This window comes from Pseudomonas sp. AP42 (assembly GCF_001728935.1).
Taxonomy (GTDB): Bacteria; Pseudomonadota; Gammaproteobacteria; order Pseudomonadales; family Pseudomonadaceae; genus Aquipseudomonas; species Aquipseudomonas lactis.
The window spans coordinates 21607-36934 of the sequence record NZ_LYSO01000056.1; the positions used below are offsets into that span (position 1 = coordinate 21607).

The 15328-nt window shown below is 60.9% G+C and carries 14 protein-coding genes; 7 read left to right on the forward strand and 7 right to left on the reverse strand.

Annotation, left to right across the window (positions count from 1 at the left end):
- Window positions 1-134: 134 nt before the first annotated feature.
- Window positions 135-1559 carry a lipase gene (locus A7K61_RS18855; protein WP_069558130.1) on the forward strand — a complete coding sequence of 475 codons (1425 nt, stop codon included), beginning with the start codon at window positions 135-137 and terminating at the stop codon, window positions 1557-1559.
- Window positions 1560-1680: 121 nt separating this feature from the next.
- Here the strand turns inward: A7K61_RS18855 and A7K61_RS18860 are convergent, their stop codons facing one another.
- On the reverse strand, window positions 1681-1905 hold the full coding sequence (locus A7K61_RS18860) for a YgdI/YgdR family lipoprotein (RefSeq protein ID WP_003191162.1): 225 nt from the start codon (window positions 1903-1905) through the stop codon (window positions 1681-1683).
- A 189-nt stretch (window positions 1906-2094) separates the two neighbouring features.
- Between A7K61_RS18860 and A7K61_RS18865 the strand changes: the two genes are divergently transcribed.
- Together A7K61_RS18865 and A7K61_RS18870 are read left to right on the forward strand one after the other, a co-directional pair.
- Complete coding sequence (locus tag A7K61_RS18865; RefSeq protein ID WP_069558131.1) at window positions 2095-3741, forward strand: VRR-NUC domain-containing protein; 1647 nt, start codon at window positions 2095-2097, stop codon at window positions 3739-3741.
- Window positions 3738-5999 (forward strand): ATP-dependent DNA helicase, encoded by a 2262-nt coding sequence (locus A7K61_RS18870; protein WP_069558132.1) that lies wholly within the window; start codon window positions 3738-3740, stop codon window positions 5997-5999. The genes A7K61_RS18865 and A7K61_RS18870 overlap by 4 nt, the downstream gene beginning before the upstream one ends.
- Before the next feature lie 103 nt (window positions 6000-6102).
- Here the strand turns inward: A7K61_RS18870 and A7K61_RS18875 are convergent, their stop codons facing one another.
- Window positions 6103-7053 (reverse strand): alpha-E domain-containing protein, encoded by a 951-nt coding sequence (locus A7K61_RS18875; RefSeq protein ID WP_044273752.1) that lies wholly within the window; start codon window positions 7051-7053, stop codon window positions 6103-6105.
- Between the two features lie 2 nt (window positions 7054-7055).
- Window positions 7056-8465, reverse strand: coding sequence for a circularly permuted type 2 ATP-grasp protein (locus A7K61_RS18880; RefSeq protein ID WP_032897394.1), 1410 nt, complete (start codon window positions 8463-8465; stop codon window positions 7056-7058).
- A 407-nt stretch (window positions 8466-8872) separates the two neighbouring features.
- Here A7K61_RS18880 and A7K61_RS18885 point away from each other — a divergent pair, with 407 nt between their 5' ends.
- From A7K61_RS18885 to A7K61_RS33820, 3 genes are all read left to right on the forward strand, one after another.
- On the forward strand, window positions 8873-9418 hold the full coding sequence (locus A7K61_RS18885; RefSeq protein ID WP_014718415.1) for a hypothetical protein: 546 nt from the start codon (window positions 8873-8875) through the stop codon (window positions 9416-9418).
- An 85-nt stretch (window positions 9419-9503) separates the two neighbouring features.
- Window positions 9504-9716 carry a hypothetical protein gene (locus A7K61_RS18890; RefSeq protein WP_069558133.1) on the forward strand — a complete coding sequence of 71 codons (213 nt, stop codon included), beginning with the start codon at window positions 9504-9506 and terminating at the stop codon, window positions 9714-9716.
- An 11-nt stretch (window positions 9717-9727) separates the two neighbouring features.
- Window positions 9728-9862, forward strand: a complete 135-nt coding sequence (locus tag A7K61_RS33820; protein ID WP_003191171.1) for a hypothetical protein — start codon at window positions 9728-9730, stop codon at window positions 9860-9862.
- Here A7K61_RS33820 and A7K61_RS18895 read toward each other — a convergent pair.
- The 3 genes from A7K61_RS18895 to A7K61_RS18905 all read right to left on the reverse strand — a co-directional run bounded on the left by A7K61_RS18895 (window position 9853) and on the right by A7K61_RS18905 (window position 12398).
- Window positions 9853-10200 carry a helix-turn-helix domain-containing protein gene (locus A7K61_RS18895; protein ID WP_047710833.1) on the reverse strand — a complete coding sequence of 116 codons (348 nt, stop codon included), beginning with the start codon at window positions 10198-10200 and terminating at the stop codon, window positions 9853-9855. The genes A7K61_RS33820 and A7K61_RS18895 overlap by 10 nt on opposite strands.
- A 55-nt stretch (window positions 10201-10255) precedes the next feature.
- Window positions 10256-11602, reverse strand: a complete 1347-nt coding sequence (locus tag A7K61_RS18900) for a sodium:proton antiporter (RefSeq protein WP_047710834.1) — start codon at window positions 11600-11602, stop codon at window positions 10256-10258.
- A gap of 352 nt (window positions 11603-11954) precedes the next feature.
- Window positions 11955-12398 (reverse strand): Lrp/AsnC family transcriptional regulator, encoded by a 444-nt coding sequence (locus A7K61_RS18905; protein ID WP_069558134.1) that lies wholly within the window; start codon window positions 12396-12398, stop codon window positions 11955-11957.
- A gap of 108 nt (window positions 12399-12506) precedes the next feature.
- Between A7K61_RS18905 and A7K61_RS18910 the strand changes: the two genes are divergently transcribed.
- Window positions 12507-13415, forward strand: a complete 909-nt coding sequence (locus A7K61_RS18910; protein ID WP_069558135.1) for a DMT family transporter — start codon at window positions 12507-12509, stop codon at window positions 13413-13415.
- 44 nt (window positions 13416-13459) lie between these two features.
- Here the strand turns inward: A7K61_RS18910 and A7K61_RS18915 are convergent.
- Window positions 13460-15328: U32 family peptidase (locus tag A7K61_RS18915; protein ID WP_069558136.1), on the reverse strand; the 1869-nt coding region annotated here is incomplete at its 5' end.

Below are 15328 nucleotides of genomic sequence, written 5' to 3' on the forward strand. Positions count from 1 at the left end.
AAGTGCGCCGCGTTCCTTCAGGTAGAACGCGTCATCGTTGACGACCTTCGCGAGCAAGCTCGCTCCTACAGGTGGTAACGGATAACAGGTGTTTTGGCTTTCTCTACAAATCCAACAACAGAGAGGCACTACCAATGGGTATCTTTGACTATAAAAACCTCGGTACCGAGGACTCCAAGGCGCTGTTCGCCGATGCCATGGCGATCACGCTGTATTCCTACCACAACCTGGATAACGGCTTTGCCGTCGGCTACCAGAACAACGGCCTCGGCCTGGGCTTGCCCGCCACGCTGGTCAGCGCGCTGATTGGCGGCAGCAACGCCCAAGGGGTCATCCCCGGCATCCCCTGGAATCCCGACTCGGAAAAAGCTGCCCTCGACGCGGTGCAAAAAGCCGGCTGGACGCCTATCAGCGCCAGTACCCTGGGCTACAGCGGCAAGGTCGATGCGCGCGGTACCTTCTTTGGCGAAAAATTCGGCTACGGCACGGCGCAGGCCGAGGTGCTGGGCAAGTACGATGACGCTGGCAAGCTGCAGGAAATCGGCATCAGTTTTCGCGGCACTTCGGGGCCTCGGGAAAGCGTGGTCACCGACTCCATCGGCGACGTGATCAGCGACCTGCTCGCCGCCTTCGGGCCCAAGGATTATGCCAAGAACTACGCGGGGGAAGCCTTTGGCGGCTTGCTCAAGAACGTGGCGGACTACGCCAGCGCCCAGGGCCTGAGCGGCAATGACGTCGTGGTCAGCGGCCACAGCCTGGGGGGGCTGGCGGTCAACAGCATGGCCCATTTGAGCGACAGCACCTGGTCAGGGTTTTATAAGGACTCCAACTACGTGGCCTATGCTTCGCCGACCCAAAGCGCCGGCGACAAGGTGCTTAACGTCGGCTATGAAAACGACCCGGTGTTCCGCGCCCTGGATGGCTCGTCATTCAACCTGTCGTCCCTGGGCGTGCACGACAAACCCCACGAATCGAGCACCGACAACATCGTCAGCTTCAACGACCACTACGCCTCATCCCTGTGGAACCTGCTGCCGTTTTCCATCCTCAACCTGCCCACCTGGGTCTCGCACTTGCCCACCGGTTACGGCGACGGCATGACCCGCATCCTCGATTCGGGCTTCTACGAGCAGATGACCCGCGACTCCACGGTGATCGTCGCCAACCTGTCCGACCCGGCACGGGCCACCACCTGGGTGCAAGACCTCAACCGAAATGCCGAGGCGCACAAGGGCAATACCTTCATCATCGGCAGCGACGGTGACGACCTGATCAAGGGCGGCAGGGGCGTAGACTTTATCGAAGGCGGCAAAGGCAATGACACGATCCGCGACAGCAGCGGGCATAACACGTTTTTGTTCAGCGGGCAGTTTGGCAACGACCGGGTGATTGGCTACCAGGCGACGGACAAGCTGGTGTTCAACGACGTGGCGGGCAGCACCGATTACCGCGATCACGCCAAGGTGGTGGGCGGGGATACCGTCATTAGCTTTGGTACGGATTCGGTGACGCTGGTGGGTGTGAGCAGTCTGTCGGGGGAGGGGATAGTCATCAGCTAACGTATTCGGTGTGGGAGCTGGCTTGCCTGCGATGGCGGCGGTCGAGACAGCCATGCGGTGACTGACAAATCGCTATCGCAGGCAAGCCAGCTCCCACATTTGATGGGGTGTTGCTAGATGATCATTTTTCCTTACGCACGGTGGCCACATCATCGGCCTTTATACGAATACGCTTGCCGGCAATATCGGTGAACTCGTAGAAGCCGTCGGCCGTCTTGGCGTTAGGCGTGTCCTTGGTCAAATATTGCGTGCCATTTTGCAAGGTCACTACGGTTTGCGTGGAGCAACCGGCCAATACCAGAAAAGTGAGTGCAACCAGTGGCAGACCCAAATTCTTCATGTTCATAACCCTTACCTTTAACCCTGAAAAGTCCCGCAGCGTCTGGCTGCGCGGCCATAAATATTACTTGATCAACCCCCTCATCAGATTGTTTTTTTGCAAAAAGTTGCAGGCGCCATTTATCTATTACTGATTGCAACAACCGCTTTGCCCCGGCACTCTGTATGCATAACCAGTATTTGATTGCTCTGCGCCATGGCCAACCCCCTCGAAGACCCCTTGTATTACCTGCATAACTTCCGCCAAGTGCTGGTGTGGTTGGGGCAACGCTATGCCGATTTGCTCGATGCGCACGAACAGCATTTCATTCAGCAATTTGACAGGTTGCCCCAGGCCTCCCAGGCGTTGTTGGTGCGGATGGTGATGCGCAAGGGCGTGCATTTTCGCGCTGCCAGGCTCCATTACCTGGAAATCGGTTGCCCTCATGCGGCGGCAGGGCCATTGCGGGAGTTGGGATGGGTAGAGGATCAAAGCCCGCTGCCGTTTGCCACCCTGTTTGCTCTGCTGCAAAAAAGTGAACTGCTCGGCGCCTTCAAACCCTGGATCGACCAACCCAAGGGCAACAAGGCCGATTGGCTTGAACCCTTGGCCGCGCAATTTAGCGAACCGCGCAGCTTTGCCCAGTGGTGCCCCGACGTGGACGATGTGCTGTATAGCCTGACGGTCATGGAGTTGTGTGATCGCCTGCGCCTGATGTTCTTCGGCAACCTGCACCAGGACTGGTCGGAATTCGTGTTGGCAGATCTCGGCATCTACACCTATGAAAAAGTCGAGTTCTGCGCCGAGTCTCGCGGTTTACGCAGCCGCGACGACGTGCATGGGTTTCTATTCCTGCACCAGTGCCAGCAAGCCTTTGAAGCCGGTGAGGCACTGGATACGGTGTTGGCGCAGGTCGCCACGCTGTGCACCGACAACCCCTGGCTGGAAAAGCGTCGCGCCAAGCTGTTGTTCCAGATCGGCCAGTATTGCGAACGTTGCGCCGAGCTGGCACTGGCCGAACAGATCTACCGCAATTGCACTCATCCCGGTGCGCGGGCGCGGCTGATCCGCGTACTGGAGCGCCAGGAGGATTATGCCCAAGCCATGGCCTTGGCGAGCGAGGCGCAACAGGCCCCCCACAACGCAGCGGAACAACAACACCTGCTGCGCGTCTTGCCGCGCCTGCGCCGCAAACTTGGCGGGCCGGCGCTGCCCAGGGCCAAGCCCCAAGCGGTGGCGCGCCTGGACCTGGCGCTGGTGCAGGAGCCGCTGCTGTCGGTGGAGTCCTGTGTGCTGGCGCACCTGAGTGAACCGGATGCGCCGGTGCATTACGTCGAGAATGGCCTGATCAATTCGCTGTTTGGCTTGCTGTGCTGGGAAGCGATTTTCGCACCGCTGCCAGGGGCGTTCTTCCACCCGTTCCAGCGCGGGCCGGCGGACTTGCACAGCGAGGACTTTTATCAGCGCCGTGAAGCCTTGTTTGCCGCGTGTTTTGCACAACTAGAGGACGGTCGCTACAAGGCCAGCATCCGCCAACGCTACGTGGACAAATGGGGCATTCAGTCGCCGTTCGTGTTCTGGAACCTGCTCAGCGAAGAACTGCTGGAGCAAGCCCTGGCCTGCCTGCCCGCCGAGCACTTGCGTCATTGGTTCACGCGCCTGTTGCAGGATATCCGTGCCAACCGGGCCGGGATGCCGGACCTTATCCAGTTCTGGCCGGCGCAAAACACCTATCGCATGATCGAGGTCAAGGGCCCCGGCGACCGCCTGCAGGACAACCAGTTGCGCTGGCTGGCGTTCTGCGGTGAATACCAGATGCCGGTCACCGTTTGCTACGTGCGCTGGGCGGAGCAACCCGCTTGAGTTACAGCGTGGCCGTGCGGGCGCTGTGTGAGTTCACGGCCAAGGTCGGTGACCTCGACCTGCGCTTTACGCCGTCGCCCAGCGCCCAGGAAGGCATTGTCGGCCATCGTACGGTGGCGTCCCGGCGCAGCGCGCATTATCAGCATGAGGTCGCCCTGGAGGGCGACTTCCAGCAGCTCAAGGTGCGGGGCAGGGCGGACGGCTACGACCCGGACGCCAACCGCCTGGAAGAAGTCAAGACCTACCGTGGCGACCTCGCCGCCCAGCCCGCCAACCATCGGCAACTGCACTGGGCCCAGGTCAAGGTGTATGGCTGGCTGATGTGCCAGAAACTCGGGCTCGATCACATTGACCTGGCGCTGGTGTACTTCGATATCGTCGGCGGAGGCGAAACCGTACTGAACCAGCGATTCGAGGCGCCAGGCCTTGAGCAGTTCTTCAATCAGCAATGCGCGCTGTTCCTGGACTGGGCGCGGCAAGAGATGCAGCATCGCGACGCACGCAACGCCGCTGCGCAGAGCCTGGCGTTTCCCCATGCCGACTTCCGTACCGGGCAGCGCGACCTGGCCGAGTCGGTCTACAAAGCGGTGACTACGGGCCGGTGCCTGATGGCCCAGGCGCCCACTGGCATTGGCAAGACCATCGGCACTATTTTCCCGCTGCTCAAGGCCCTGGCGCCGCAGCAACTGGACAAGCTGTTCTTCCTCACCGCCAAGACGCCCGGGCGCAAGCTGGCGCTGGATGCCGCCCAAGTGCTGTACGACAGCAGCCCCGAGCTGTCACTGCGCGTGCTTGAACTGGTGGCACGGGACAAAGCGTGCGAACACCTGGACAAAGCCTGTCACGGTGACTCCTGCCCGTTGGCCAAGGGGTTTTACGACCGCCTGCCTGCCGCTCGCCAGGCTGCGTCCCAGGTGCGCTTGCTCGACCAGCGCAGCCTGCGCAACGTGGCGCTGGCCCACCAGGTATGCCCGTACTACCTGAGCCAGGAAATGGCGCGCTGGAGCGACCTGATCGTCGCCGACTACAACTATTATTTTGACTTTGGCGCCATGCTGTTCGGCCTGGCCCAGCTCAACCAATGGCGCGTCGCGGTGCTGGTGGACGAGGCGCACAACCTGGTCGAACGGGCGCGCTCGATGTACAGCGCCAGCCTGGACCAGTACAGCCTCAAGACCTTGCGCGAGAGCGCGCCCGAGACACTGAAGAAGCCCTTGCAGCGCTTGAACCGCGAGTGGAATGCGTTGCACAAGGACCAACTCGCGCCGTATCAGGCATACGCGGCCAAACCAGACAAACTGCTCCAGGCCCTGAGCCTGTGCACCAGCGCCATGGGCGACTACTTCAACGACCACCCCGAAGCCCTCAGCGGTGACTTGCAAGCCTTCTACTTCGACGCGCTGCAATGGGCCAAAGTGGCCGAGCTGTTCAATGAGCACTTTATCTTCGATATCACTAAACGCCAGTTCAGCGCCAAGCGCAGCAGCTCGACCCTGTGCCTGCGCAATGTAGTGCCGGCCGAGTTCATTAGGCCCAGGCTGACCGCCGCACGCAGCAGCGTGCTGTTTTCCGCGACCCTGAGCCCGCGCCATTATTACGCGGACTTGCTGGGCCTGCCGGCGGATACCGCCTGGGTTGATGTGGCGTCACCGTTCAAGGCCGAGCAATTGCAGGTCAGCATCGTTGACCGCATCTCTACGCGGTTTGTGCATCGCCAGGCGTCGCTGGAACCCATTGTGGAACTGCTCGCCCGGCAATTCGCCGCGCAACCGGGTAACTACCTGGCGTTTTTCTCAAGCTTTGATTACCTGCAACAGGTGTCCCAGTTAATGGCCGAACGGCACCCGCAGATTGCGTTGTGGCTGCAGGCGCGGGGCATGGCCGAGGCCGAGCGCCAAGCGTTTTTGGACCAGTTTACCCACCACAGCCAGGGCATTGGCTTTGCGGTGCTGGGCGGTGCGTTTGGCGAAGGTATCGACCTGCCCGGAGCGCGCCTGATCGGTGCCTTTATCGCCACCCTGGGTTTGCCGCAGCTCAACCCGGTGAATGAACAGATCAAGGCACGCATGGGCGCGGTCTTTGGCGCGGGGTATGACTACACCTACCTGTATCCCGGTATTCAGAAAGTGGTGCAGGCAGCGGGGAGGGTGATCCGCAGCCAGCAGGATCGCGGGGTGGTGATGCTGATCGACGACCGCTTCGGCGAGCCGCGGGTACGCCAGTTGCTCCCACGTTGGTGGGCGATCAACCCCCTGTAGGAGCGAGCTTGCTCGCGAAAAACGGCAACGATAACGCGGGTTTTCTGAATAAACGCGGCGCCGGTGAGTTTTTCGCGAGCGAGCTCGCTCCTACAGGTGTGTGTTAGACCACTTCCAGGTAGGAGCTTTGTATCTCCCGCGCCAACTCACGCACGGTGTCGATGAATTCTGTCAGCCGAGTGTGCAGCCCATCTTCCAGAATCTCATCAATCCCCGTGTACCGCAGCCGCGCCTCGAACTCCGCCGCCAGGCGTTGCGCCGTGCGCCCATAACTGCCGGGCAGGTCGGCCAGGATATGGCTCAATTCCTCGATACAGGCATGCAGCGAACGCGGCACATCACTGCGCAACAGCAACAGCTCGGATACCGAGCGTGCATTCAAGGCATTCGGATACAGCTCGGTATACGCCTCGAACGACGACAACGCGCGCAGCAGGGCGCTCCACTGGTAATAACCGCGTGCCGACAGGTCGCTGACTTCTTCCGACTCTTCGCCGAACATCTCATAGCGTGCATCCAGCAGGCGCAGGGTGTTATCGGCGCGCTCGACAAAGGTGCCCAGGCGAATGAAGCGGTAGGCGTCATTGCGCATGATGGTGCCCGAGGTTGCGCCACGAAACAGGTGTGAGCGTTGTTTGACCCAATCACAGAAGTGGCTGATGCCATGCCGTGCCAGGCCGCCGGCGGCGATGCTGCGCATTTCCAGCCAGGTGGCGTTGAGGTTTTCCCACATATCGGCGGTAATGCGCCCGCGTACCGCATGGGCATTGCCTCGGGCGGCGCGCAGGCAGTTGTAAATGCTCGCGGGGTTTTCTGCATCGAGGGCAAAGAAGTGCAACATGCGCTCGGCATCCAGGGTCTGGTGCCGTTCCAGGTAGTTGTCCAGGGTGCCGCTGCTGAGCAACGACATCGCCAATTCGTCCAAGCCATCGCTGCGCCCGGCCTGGGGCATCAAGGACAGCGAATAACTGACTTCCAGCATGCGTGCCAGGTTCTCGGCACGCTCCAGATAGCGCGACATCCAATACAGATCTGCAGCCGTTCTACTCAGCATACTCAGCCCTCCACCACCCAGGTGTCCTTGGTTCCACCGCCTTGCGACGAGTTGACGACCAGCGAGCCTTCCTTCAGCGCCACGCGGGTCAAGCCTCCGGGCACCAGGCGGGTTTCCTTGCCCGAGAGCACGAAGGGCCGCAGGTCGATGTGCCGGGGTGCGATGCCGTTTTCGACAAAGGTCGGGCAGGTGGACAGGCTCAGGGTCGGTTGGGCGATATACGCATGGGGACGCGCCTTGATGCGCTGGCGGAAGTCCTCGATTTCGGCGGCCGTCGACGCCGGGCCCACCAGCATGCCGTAGCCGCCGGAGCCCTGGGTTTCCTTGACCACCAACTGCTCGAGGTTGGCCAACACATGGGACAGTTCATCGGGCTTGCGGCATTGGAAGGTCGGCACGTTCTGCAGGATCGGTTCCTCGTCCAGGTAGAAGCGGATCATGGCCGGTACGTAGGGGTAGATCGACTTGTCGTCAGCCACGCCGGTGCCGATGGCGTTGGCCAGCACCACATTGCCGGCGCAGTAAGCCGCCACCAGCCCGGGCACGCCGAGCATTGACTCGGGGTTGAACGCCTGGGGGTCGAGGAAAGCGTCGTCGATGCGCCGGTAGATCACGTCCACGGCCTTGGGGCCGTCGGTGGTGCGCATGAACACCTTGAGGTCCTGCACGAACAGATCGGCGCCTTCCACCAGTTCCACGCCCATTTCCCGGGCAAGGAACGCGTGTTCGAAGAAGGCGCTGTTGAAGCGCCCTGGAGTCAGGACGACCACGTTGGGATTGTCCAGGCGGCTGGAACTCTTCAAGGTCTTGAGCAGCAGGTTAGGGTAATGATCCACCGGCGCAATGCGCTGTTTGGCGAACACTTCCGGGAACAGGCGCATCATCATCTTGCGGTCTTCGAGCATGTAGCTCACGCCGCTGGGGGTGCGCAGGTTGTCTTCCAGCACGTAGTAGGTACCGTCGCCGTCGCGTACCAGGTCGACGCCGGAGATGTGCGAGTAGATGCCACGGTGCAGGTCAAGACCGACCATGGCCTTCTGATAGCCCTCATTGCCCAGGACCTGGTCGGCGGGAATGATCCCGGCCTTGATAATGCGCTGGTCGTGGTAGATGTCGGCGAGGAACATGTTCAATGCATTAACCCGCTGGATACAGCCGCGCTCGATCAGGCTCCATTCACTGGCGGGGATGCTGCGGGGAATGATGTCGAAGGGAATCAGGCGTTCGGTGTCTTGCTCGTCGCCATACAGGGTGAAGGTGATCCCGGCGCGATGGAACAGCAAATCCGCTTCACGGCGACGCTGGGCCAGCAGTTCCGGCGGCGTGTTGGCCAGCCAGCGAGAGAAGTCCTGATAGTGCGCACGGCATACGCCGTTTGCGTCATTCATTTCATCAAAGAAAGATCGAGCCATTCCAGTACCTTGTCAGTGCCCAGTGTGGCTTGGGGTGGCACTGCCGCTTAAAAAAACGCATGTTTTTATGAGCCCGTGGCTGAAGGTGCCAACAGACCTGGTCCTTACTTTCTTATGGGGGCGGCTCTGGGTCGGGGGGTAACGCATGCTCCTGTTTTCGGGATGGTGAATGGATAAAGCAATGCCTGTGCCGGAATGCCGTTAATCCCCTGTAGGAGCGAGCTTGCTCGCGAAAAACTCACCGGCACCGCGTTTAATCAGGCAGCCCGCGTTAGCGTTGATGTTTTTCGCGAGCAAGCTCGCTCCTACAGAGGGCGGTGGTCGCCCTGAATTGGTGCGTGAACCTACTTGAACTTCACCAGGCCCCGATTCTTCTAAGGAGTTTCGTCACCTTGTGGAGCACCGTCGTGTCCAGAATCATCTCCCCCCACACTCCGGAAGCGGCCCTGAACGACCACAGCGAACACAACGCAAAGATTTTCGGCTCGCCCAAGGACCGCCTCGACTTTTACCGGCGCGAGATCCAGTACGAAACCAGCATCCTGGCCAACCGCACCGACGCCTACCTGACGGCGCAATCCTTCCTGGTGATTGCCTTTGTTTCCGGCATGGGTAACCTCAACCCGGAATGGGGCAAGCTGTTCACGCTGGTGGTGCCGATCTTCCTGGTTTCGCTGGGTATTCTCAGCTCGCTGAACGCTTGGCCCGGTATCCGTGCGGCGTATGAAATCATCGACCACTGGCACTACAAGCAAAGCGAATTGCTGCGCAGCGAGCCGGTGATGGGCATGGCCTACGATGAGTCGCCGCTGTTTTCCGAGGTGGAGTCGAGCCACAAGGGCTATCGCAAGTCGCTGTTGTTTTCCATGCGTGCGCCATGGCTGTTCATGGTGTTCTGGCTGGTGTTGGGCATCTATGCGTTCTATATCCAGGTGGACAACCCGCTGCGCTGAGCAAGCGAACGGAACTTCAGCCGTGGCCATGACGCCTTACCTCTATGCGGTACAGATTTTTTACCGGCCTGCAAAGAGGTGCGTCATGACCCAATCTAATGATCCACAAACTAACAATCGCAATGACCCCGCGATCGACGGCGGCGAGCCTGCCCCTGGCACCGCCGCCGATGCGCCCAAGGATCCAACGCCTGCGAGCGACCCAAAGGCCAAGGAAAACGACTACAGTCCAGACTTCAAGCCTGAGCGCGAGCACAAGCCTGAAACCGATGCCGATATCGATACCCAAGGCGGTTAGAGGAGACGCACATGTCAAAAGAACTGGACGAAGAACTCAACGACCCCGGCAACGAAGACCCGGGGTCGTTGATGGACGATGCCGAGGTACCGCTGAACGACTTGGATGAAGCGGCGGACGTTGGCAACACTGAAAATCAGGACTGATCCGGCGGCGGGCCCGAGGGGTTACTGAGCTTGAAGTAGACTTCCTCCTCGGCCCCGCCGTCCAGCGACACCTCTTGACCCACCACGCGGTTATCGATCAGCGTCTGCGCCTGATCGCGGCTGATATTGACCACCGTGCTGCGCTTGCCGGTGATCACATACACCACATCCACCCCATGCTCGGCCAAGGCTGCCAGGTAGTCGGCATGGGGCAGGTCTTCGCCCAGTTCATATTGACGTTGCTCGCGCGTGGTCACGCCGCCTGCCTGTGCCAGGTATTGCTGCGAATATCCCAGGCGTTGGCGTTCCTCAAGCAATCGTTGGGCGATGTTTTTCATTGGCTGACTCGCACTGTAGGTCCTGACTGTTTGAAACCCCGGCGCGGTGCAGGATTCAATTTTTTTGCGCAGCCTGACGCTCATACCACACCAGCATCGGCTGAGTACTCAGGCCATGGACCAGGATGCTCAACGCGATGACCGACAGCGTCAGGTTGACCGCCACCTCGCTGCTGGTGCCCACCAGCCCGTGGTTGAGCGCATAGAACAGGTAGTAAATGCTGCCGATCCCACGAATGCCGAACCAACTGACCAGGCTGCGTTGCCGGCGGTCCAGCAGGCGGCCCCACGGCATGGCGAATACGCTGGCGGGGCGAATCACACAGAACAGCAGCGGCGCTACCGCCAACGCGCGCCACTCCCAGTGGCTGACCAGCACGATGCCCAAGACTGTTACCAGGAACACCTCCATGGCCCGCTCCACCAGGCTGCCGAAGGCGAGCATGTCGCCCATCATCACGCCTGCTGCGATCTGGGTGTCTTTCAGGTGGCTGACGTCGCCATGCAAGGCTTGTTCGGGCTCGATTTCAAGGTGGCCCACCACCGGTTGCGCCAAGTGCTCGGCGGGTGTCTGGGCGTTGCCAGTGGACTTCACCTCGGCCTGACGCAACCCCAGGCCCGCCGCGAAGACCGACAGGAAGCCATAGCCGCCCACGGCTTCGGCGCTCACATAGGCGAGGGCGATCAATGCCAGTGTCAGGTAATCATTGGGCGAGAGGGTGCTATCGGCATTGATCAGGCGCAGGCGCAACGTCACACGGCCGATACCTCGCCCCATCCAGTAGCCGATCAATAGCCCGACCGGCACCGCCCACACCAGGTTCTTCAGCACCCAGCCGCCGACCCAGTCACCATCAAAGCCGCCGTGTTGCATGAACAGCAGGCCGAAGATCACAAACGGAAAGGCGCTGCCATCGTTGAGCCCCGCTTCGCCGGACAGGCCGAAGCGCAGCGCGTCGTAGTCCTGGGCATTGTTGACCTGAACCAGGCCCGCCAGCACTGGGTCGGTCGGCGCCAAAATCGCGCCCACCAGCAAAGACACGCCCCACGACAGATCCAGCAGGTAATGCAGCAACAGGCCGGTACCGAGGATGGTCAGCAGCATGACCGGGCCGGCCAGGCCGAAGGCGATGCGCCAGGTGCGATGCCTGAGTGGCAGGCGCAGTTTCAGGCCGCTGACGAACAGCGAAAACAGCACCGCCACTTCGGTCAGGTGCTCCATCCAGCGCGCCGAACCCTTGATGTCCAGGTGCAGCAGGTCCACGCCCAGCGGGCCGATGGCGATACCCAGCAGCAGGCACACCGCCGAGGTGGTGACTGGCATCCAGCGCAGGTAGGAGGAAGTGAGGGCGAGGGTGAGCAGCACCGCGCCCAATACGGCCAACCATAGAATGAAAGTCATTGTGCGTGCACCCGGCCGTGGTTCATTCAGGTTGGAGGGCCGTGGCCAAGTGCGGGTTCAAACAATCAACGGCTTGAAGTAGCAATCTGTGGGAGCGGGCTTGCCCGCGAATGCGGCGTGTCAGTCACTGAATATTCAACTGAACCATCGCTATCGCAGGCAAGCCAGCTCCCACACTGGTTATGTATTGCCCACAGAATCAGCGTCCGGCGCAGATCCCCTGTGGGAGCGGGCTTGCTCGCGAATGCGGTATACCCGTCAACATAGTCGGTGACTGACACCCTGTATTCGCGAGCAAGCCCGCTCCCACATTTGACTGTGTTTGGTCATGACACGCCCTTGGCATGGCACCTTAGCGATCCCCCAGCGGCGGCAGGCGCCGTTTCACCGGGGTTTTCTTCACGATCGCCGTGTTGGTTTCGGCATACCCATTGATCCGGTCCAGCAGGCTGTCCAACTGGTCCATGGTGCGCACATGCAGGCGGGCGATGAAGCAGTCCTCGCCGGTGATCTTGTCGCATTCGGTGAACTCGGGTATCGCCTGGATCTGGCGCTCCACTTCCTGCAATTTGCCGGGCAGGGGGCGGATGCGCACGATGGCTTGCAACAGGTAGCCGAAGTGCTTGGGGTCGATGTCGACGGTGTAGTGGGTCAGCACGCCGCGTTCCTCCAGGCGGCGCAGGCGTTCGCTGACGCTGGGCGAGGACAGCCCGGTGATGCCTGCCAGGGCTTTGAGGGACAGCCGCGAGTCGTCCATCAAGGCGGCGATCAATTGCTGGTCGATGGTGTCGATCATGGTCTGTGCCTAATAAGAAAAGGTGAATTAGGGGTTTTGCCTTTTTTAGACGCTGTAGCCGTCGCGGACAGATTGCCATACTGGAGCTTCACTTGAGGAGCTTCAATCATGGATTCATCCATCCGTCGCGGGTCGTGGGAAATGGTCGCCGCCATGCTGATCTCGGGCAGTATTGGCTGGTTTGTGCTGGTGTCTGGCGTGTCGGTGATCGAGGTGGTGTTCTGGCGCTGCGTGATCGGCGCGCTGACACTGTTACTGGTGTGCGCCTGGCTGGGTTACCTGCGTGTAGACCTGCTCAGTTGGGCAAAACTGGGGCTGGCCGTGCTCAGCGGCGTGGCCATTGTCGGCAACTGGCTGCTGCTGTTTGAATCCTATTCCCGGGCATCCATCGCTATCAGCACCGCGGTATACAACGTGCAGCCGTTTATGTTGGTGATGCTGGCGGCGGTGTTTCTCGGTGAGAAGATCACCGTGCAGAAACTGGCGTGGTTGAGCGTGGCGTTCCTGGGCATGTTGGCGATTGTCACCGCCCATGGCGAGCAGACGGGTGGCGGTGATTATCTGGTAGGCATCGCGCTGGCCCTGGGCGCGGCATTTTTGTATGCGATCGCTGCGTTGATCATCAAGCGCCTCAAGGAAGTACCGCCGCATTTGATGGCGTTGATCCAAGTGGCCACTGGCGCGGTACTCCTGGCGCCGTTGGTACCCTGGAATGGCTTGCCTGCGTCCACAAATGCCTGGGCTGCGCTGCTGACCTTGGGGGTTGTGCACACCGGGTTGATGTATGTGCTGCTGTATGGCGCGATCCAGAAACTACCGACCGCCATTACCGGCGCACTGTCGTTCATCTACCCGATTGCAGCGATCTTTGTGGATTGGATTGCGTTCGGGCATCGCCTGGGGTGGCTGCAATGGCTGGGCGTGGCGGCGATTCTGCTGGCAGCGGCGGGGTTGCAGCGGGGCTGGTGGTGGCCCCGCAACCTTGGTAGGCGCGAGCTTGCTCGCGAAGAAGGTTAACGATGACGCAGCGCATCGGGGTGAAACGCGGCGCCAGATGAGGGTTAGTGCGTGCCTTGGTAGATAAGGTTTTCCGGGTTGAAATGCTCCACCGCGCTGCCGGGCTGCGGCAGGCCGAGGATATGCCCCTTGATCTTGCCTACCACGTGCATCTCGCAAGGTTTGCAGTCGAACTTCAGGGTCAGCACTTCGTCGCCGTGGATCAACTGCATCGGCGCCACCTTGGTCTTCACCCCGGTCACGCCCTTGGCCTGTTTAGGGCACAGGTTGAATGAGAAACGCAGGCAGTGCTTGGTGATCATCACCGGCACTTCGCCGGTTTCTTCGTGGGCTTCGAAGGCCGCGTCGATCAGCTTTACGCCGTGACGATGGTAGAAGTCCCGGGCCTTCTGGTTGTAAACGTTGGCCAGGAACGACAGATGCGCGTCAGGGTAAACCGGCGGCGGCGAGGTTTCAGCCTTGCGCCCACCCCGTGGGTGCGCGGCGACGCGTGCGGCAGTCAGCGCTTCGATCACTTCACGGCGCAAGGCCTTGAGCTGCGAGTTGGGGATGAAGAACGCCTGCGGCGCATCCAGCTCGATGCGGGTGGCATGGTATTCGGTGGTGCCGAGCTGGCCGAGCAGGTCGCGCAGGGTGTCCAGCGCCTGTTCCGGCTTGTTGGCCACGCCAAACGGGCCGGGCAGGGTGACACTGGCGCTGATGCCTTCTTCGCTGGTCGCGGTGATTTGCAGCTGCTCTTCACGCAGGCGCGCGACCCATGACAAGCCGATACGGCGCTCGGCCGAGGTCTTGAGCAGGGCCTGTTGCCAGTTGTGGTCCAGGTTGCGGTTGAGCGGGTGATGCGGGCGCAGTTGATGCAGGCCGGCCGGCATTTCGTTGGGCTCGACGCGGTAGCGGTAGCGCTTCTCACCGTCTTCCTCGAACTCACCCTTGGGCTCGGCGATATTGGCGCGAAAGCCCACCACTTCACGCTTGATCAGCACATTGAGACCGTCGCCGTTGGACAGCGGCTCATGGGTGACCACCTGCAAGTCGCGCTTGCCGGCTTTTTCCACGGTGCCCACGGGCAGGCCGGTGAAGGTCGGGGTGTCAAAGGCGCCGATGTCGATCTTGCGGTCGCTGACAAAGTAGTCGGTGCTGCCACGGTGGAAGGTTTTTTCCGGGTCGGGCAGGAAGAAGTGCGCGGTACGGCCGCTGGAAGCGCGGGCCAGGTCCGGGCGGTCTTCGAGGATCTCGTCGAGGCGCTGGCGGTAGTAGGCGGTGATGTTCTTCACATAGCCCATGTCCTTGTAGCGGCCTTCGATCTTGAACGAGCGCACGCCCGCTTCGACCAGGGCGCGCAGGTTGGCGCTCTGGTTGTTGTCTTTCATCGACAGCAGGTGCTTTTCAAAAGCAACCACGCGGCCTTGGTCATCTTTCAAGGTGTAGGGCAGGCGGCAGGCCTGGGAGCAGTCGCCACGGTTGGCGCTGCGGCCATTTTGCGCGTGGGAGATATTGCACTGGCCGGAGAAGGCTACGCACAGGGCGCCGTGGATAAAGAACTCGATGGCCGCATCGGTCTCATCGGCAATGGCGCGGATCTCTTGCAAGTTCAACTCGCGGGCCAATACCAACTGCGAGAAACCAGCCTGGTCAAGGAACTTGGCCCGGCCCAGGGTGCGGATGTCGGTCTGGGTGCTGGCGTGCAGCTCGATCGGCGGAATATCCAGCTCCATCACGCCCAGGTCTTGCACGATCAACGCATCGACACCGGCATCGTAGAGCTGATGGATCAGCTTGCGTGCGGGCTCCAGCTCGTTGTCATGCAGGATGGTGTTGATGGTGGTGAAGACGCGCGCATGGTAACGGCGGGCGAATTCCACCAGTTGAGCGATATCGCTCACCTCGTTACACGCATTATGGCGGGCGCCGAA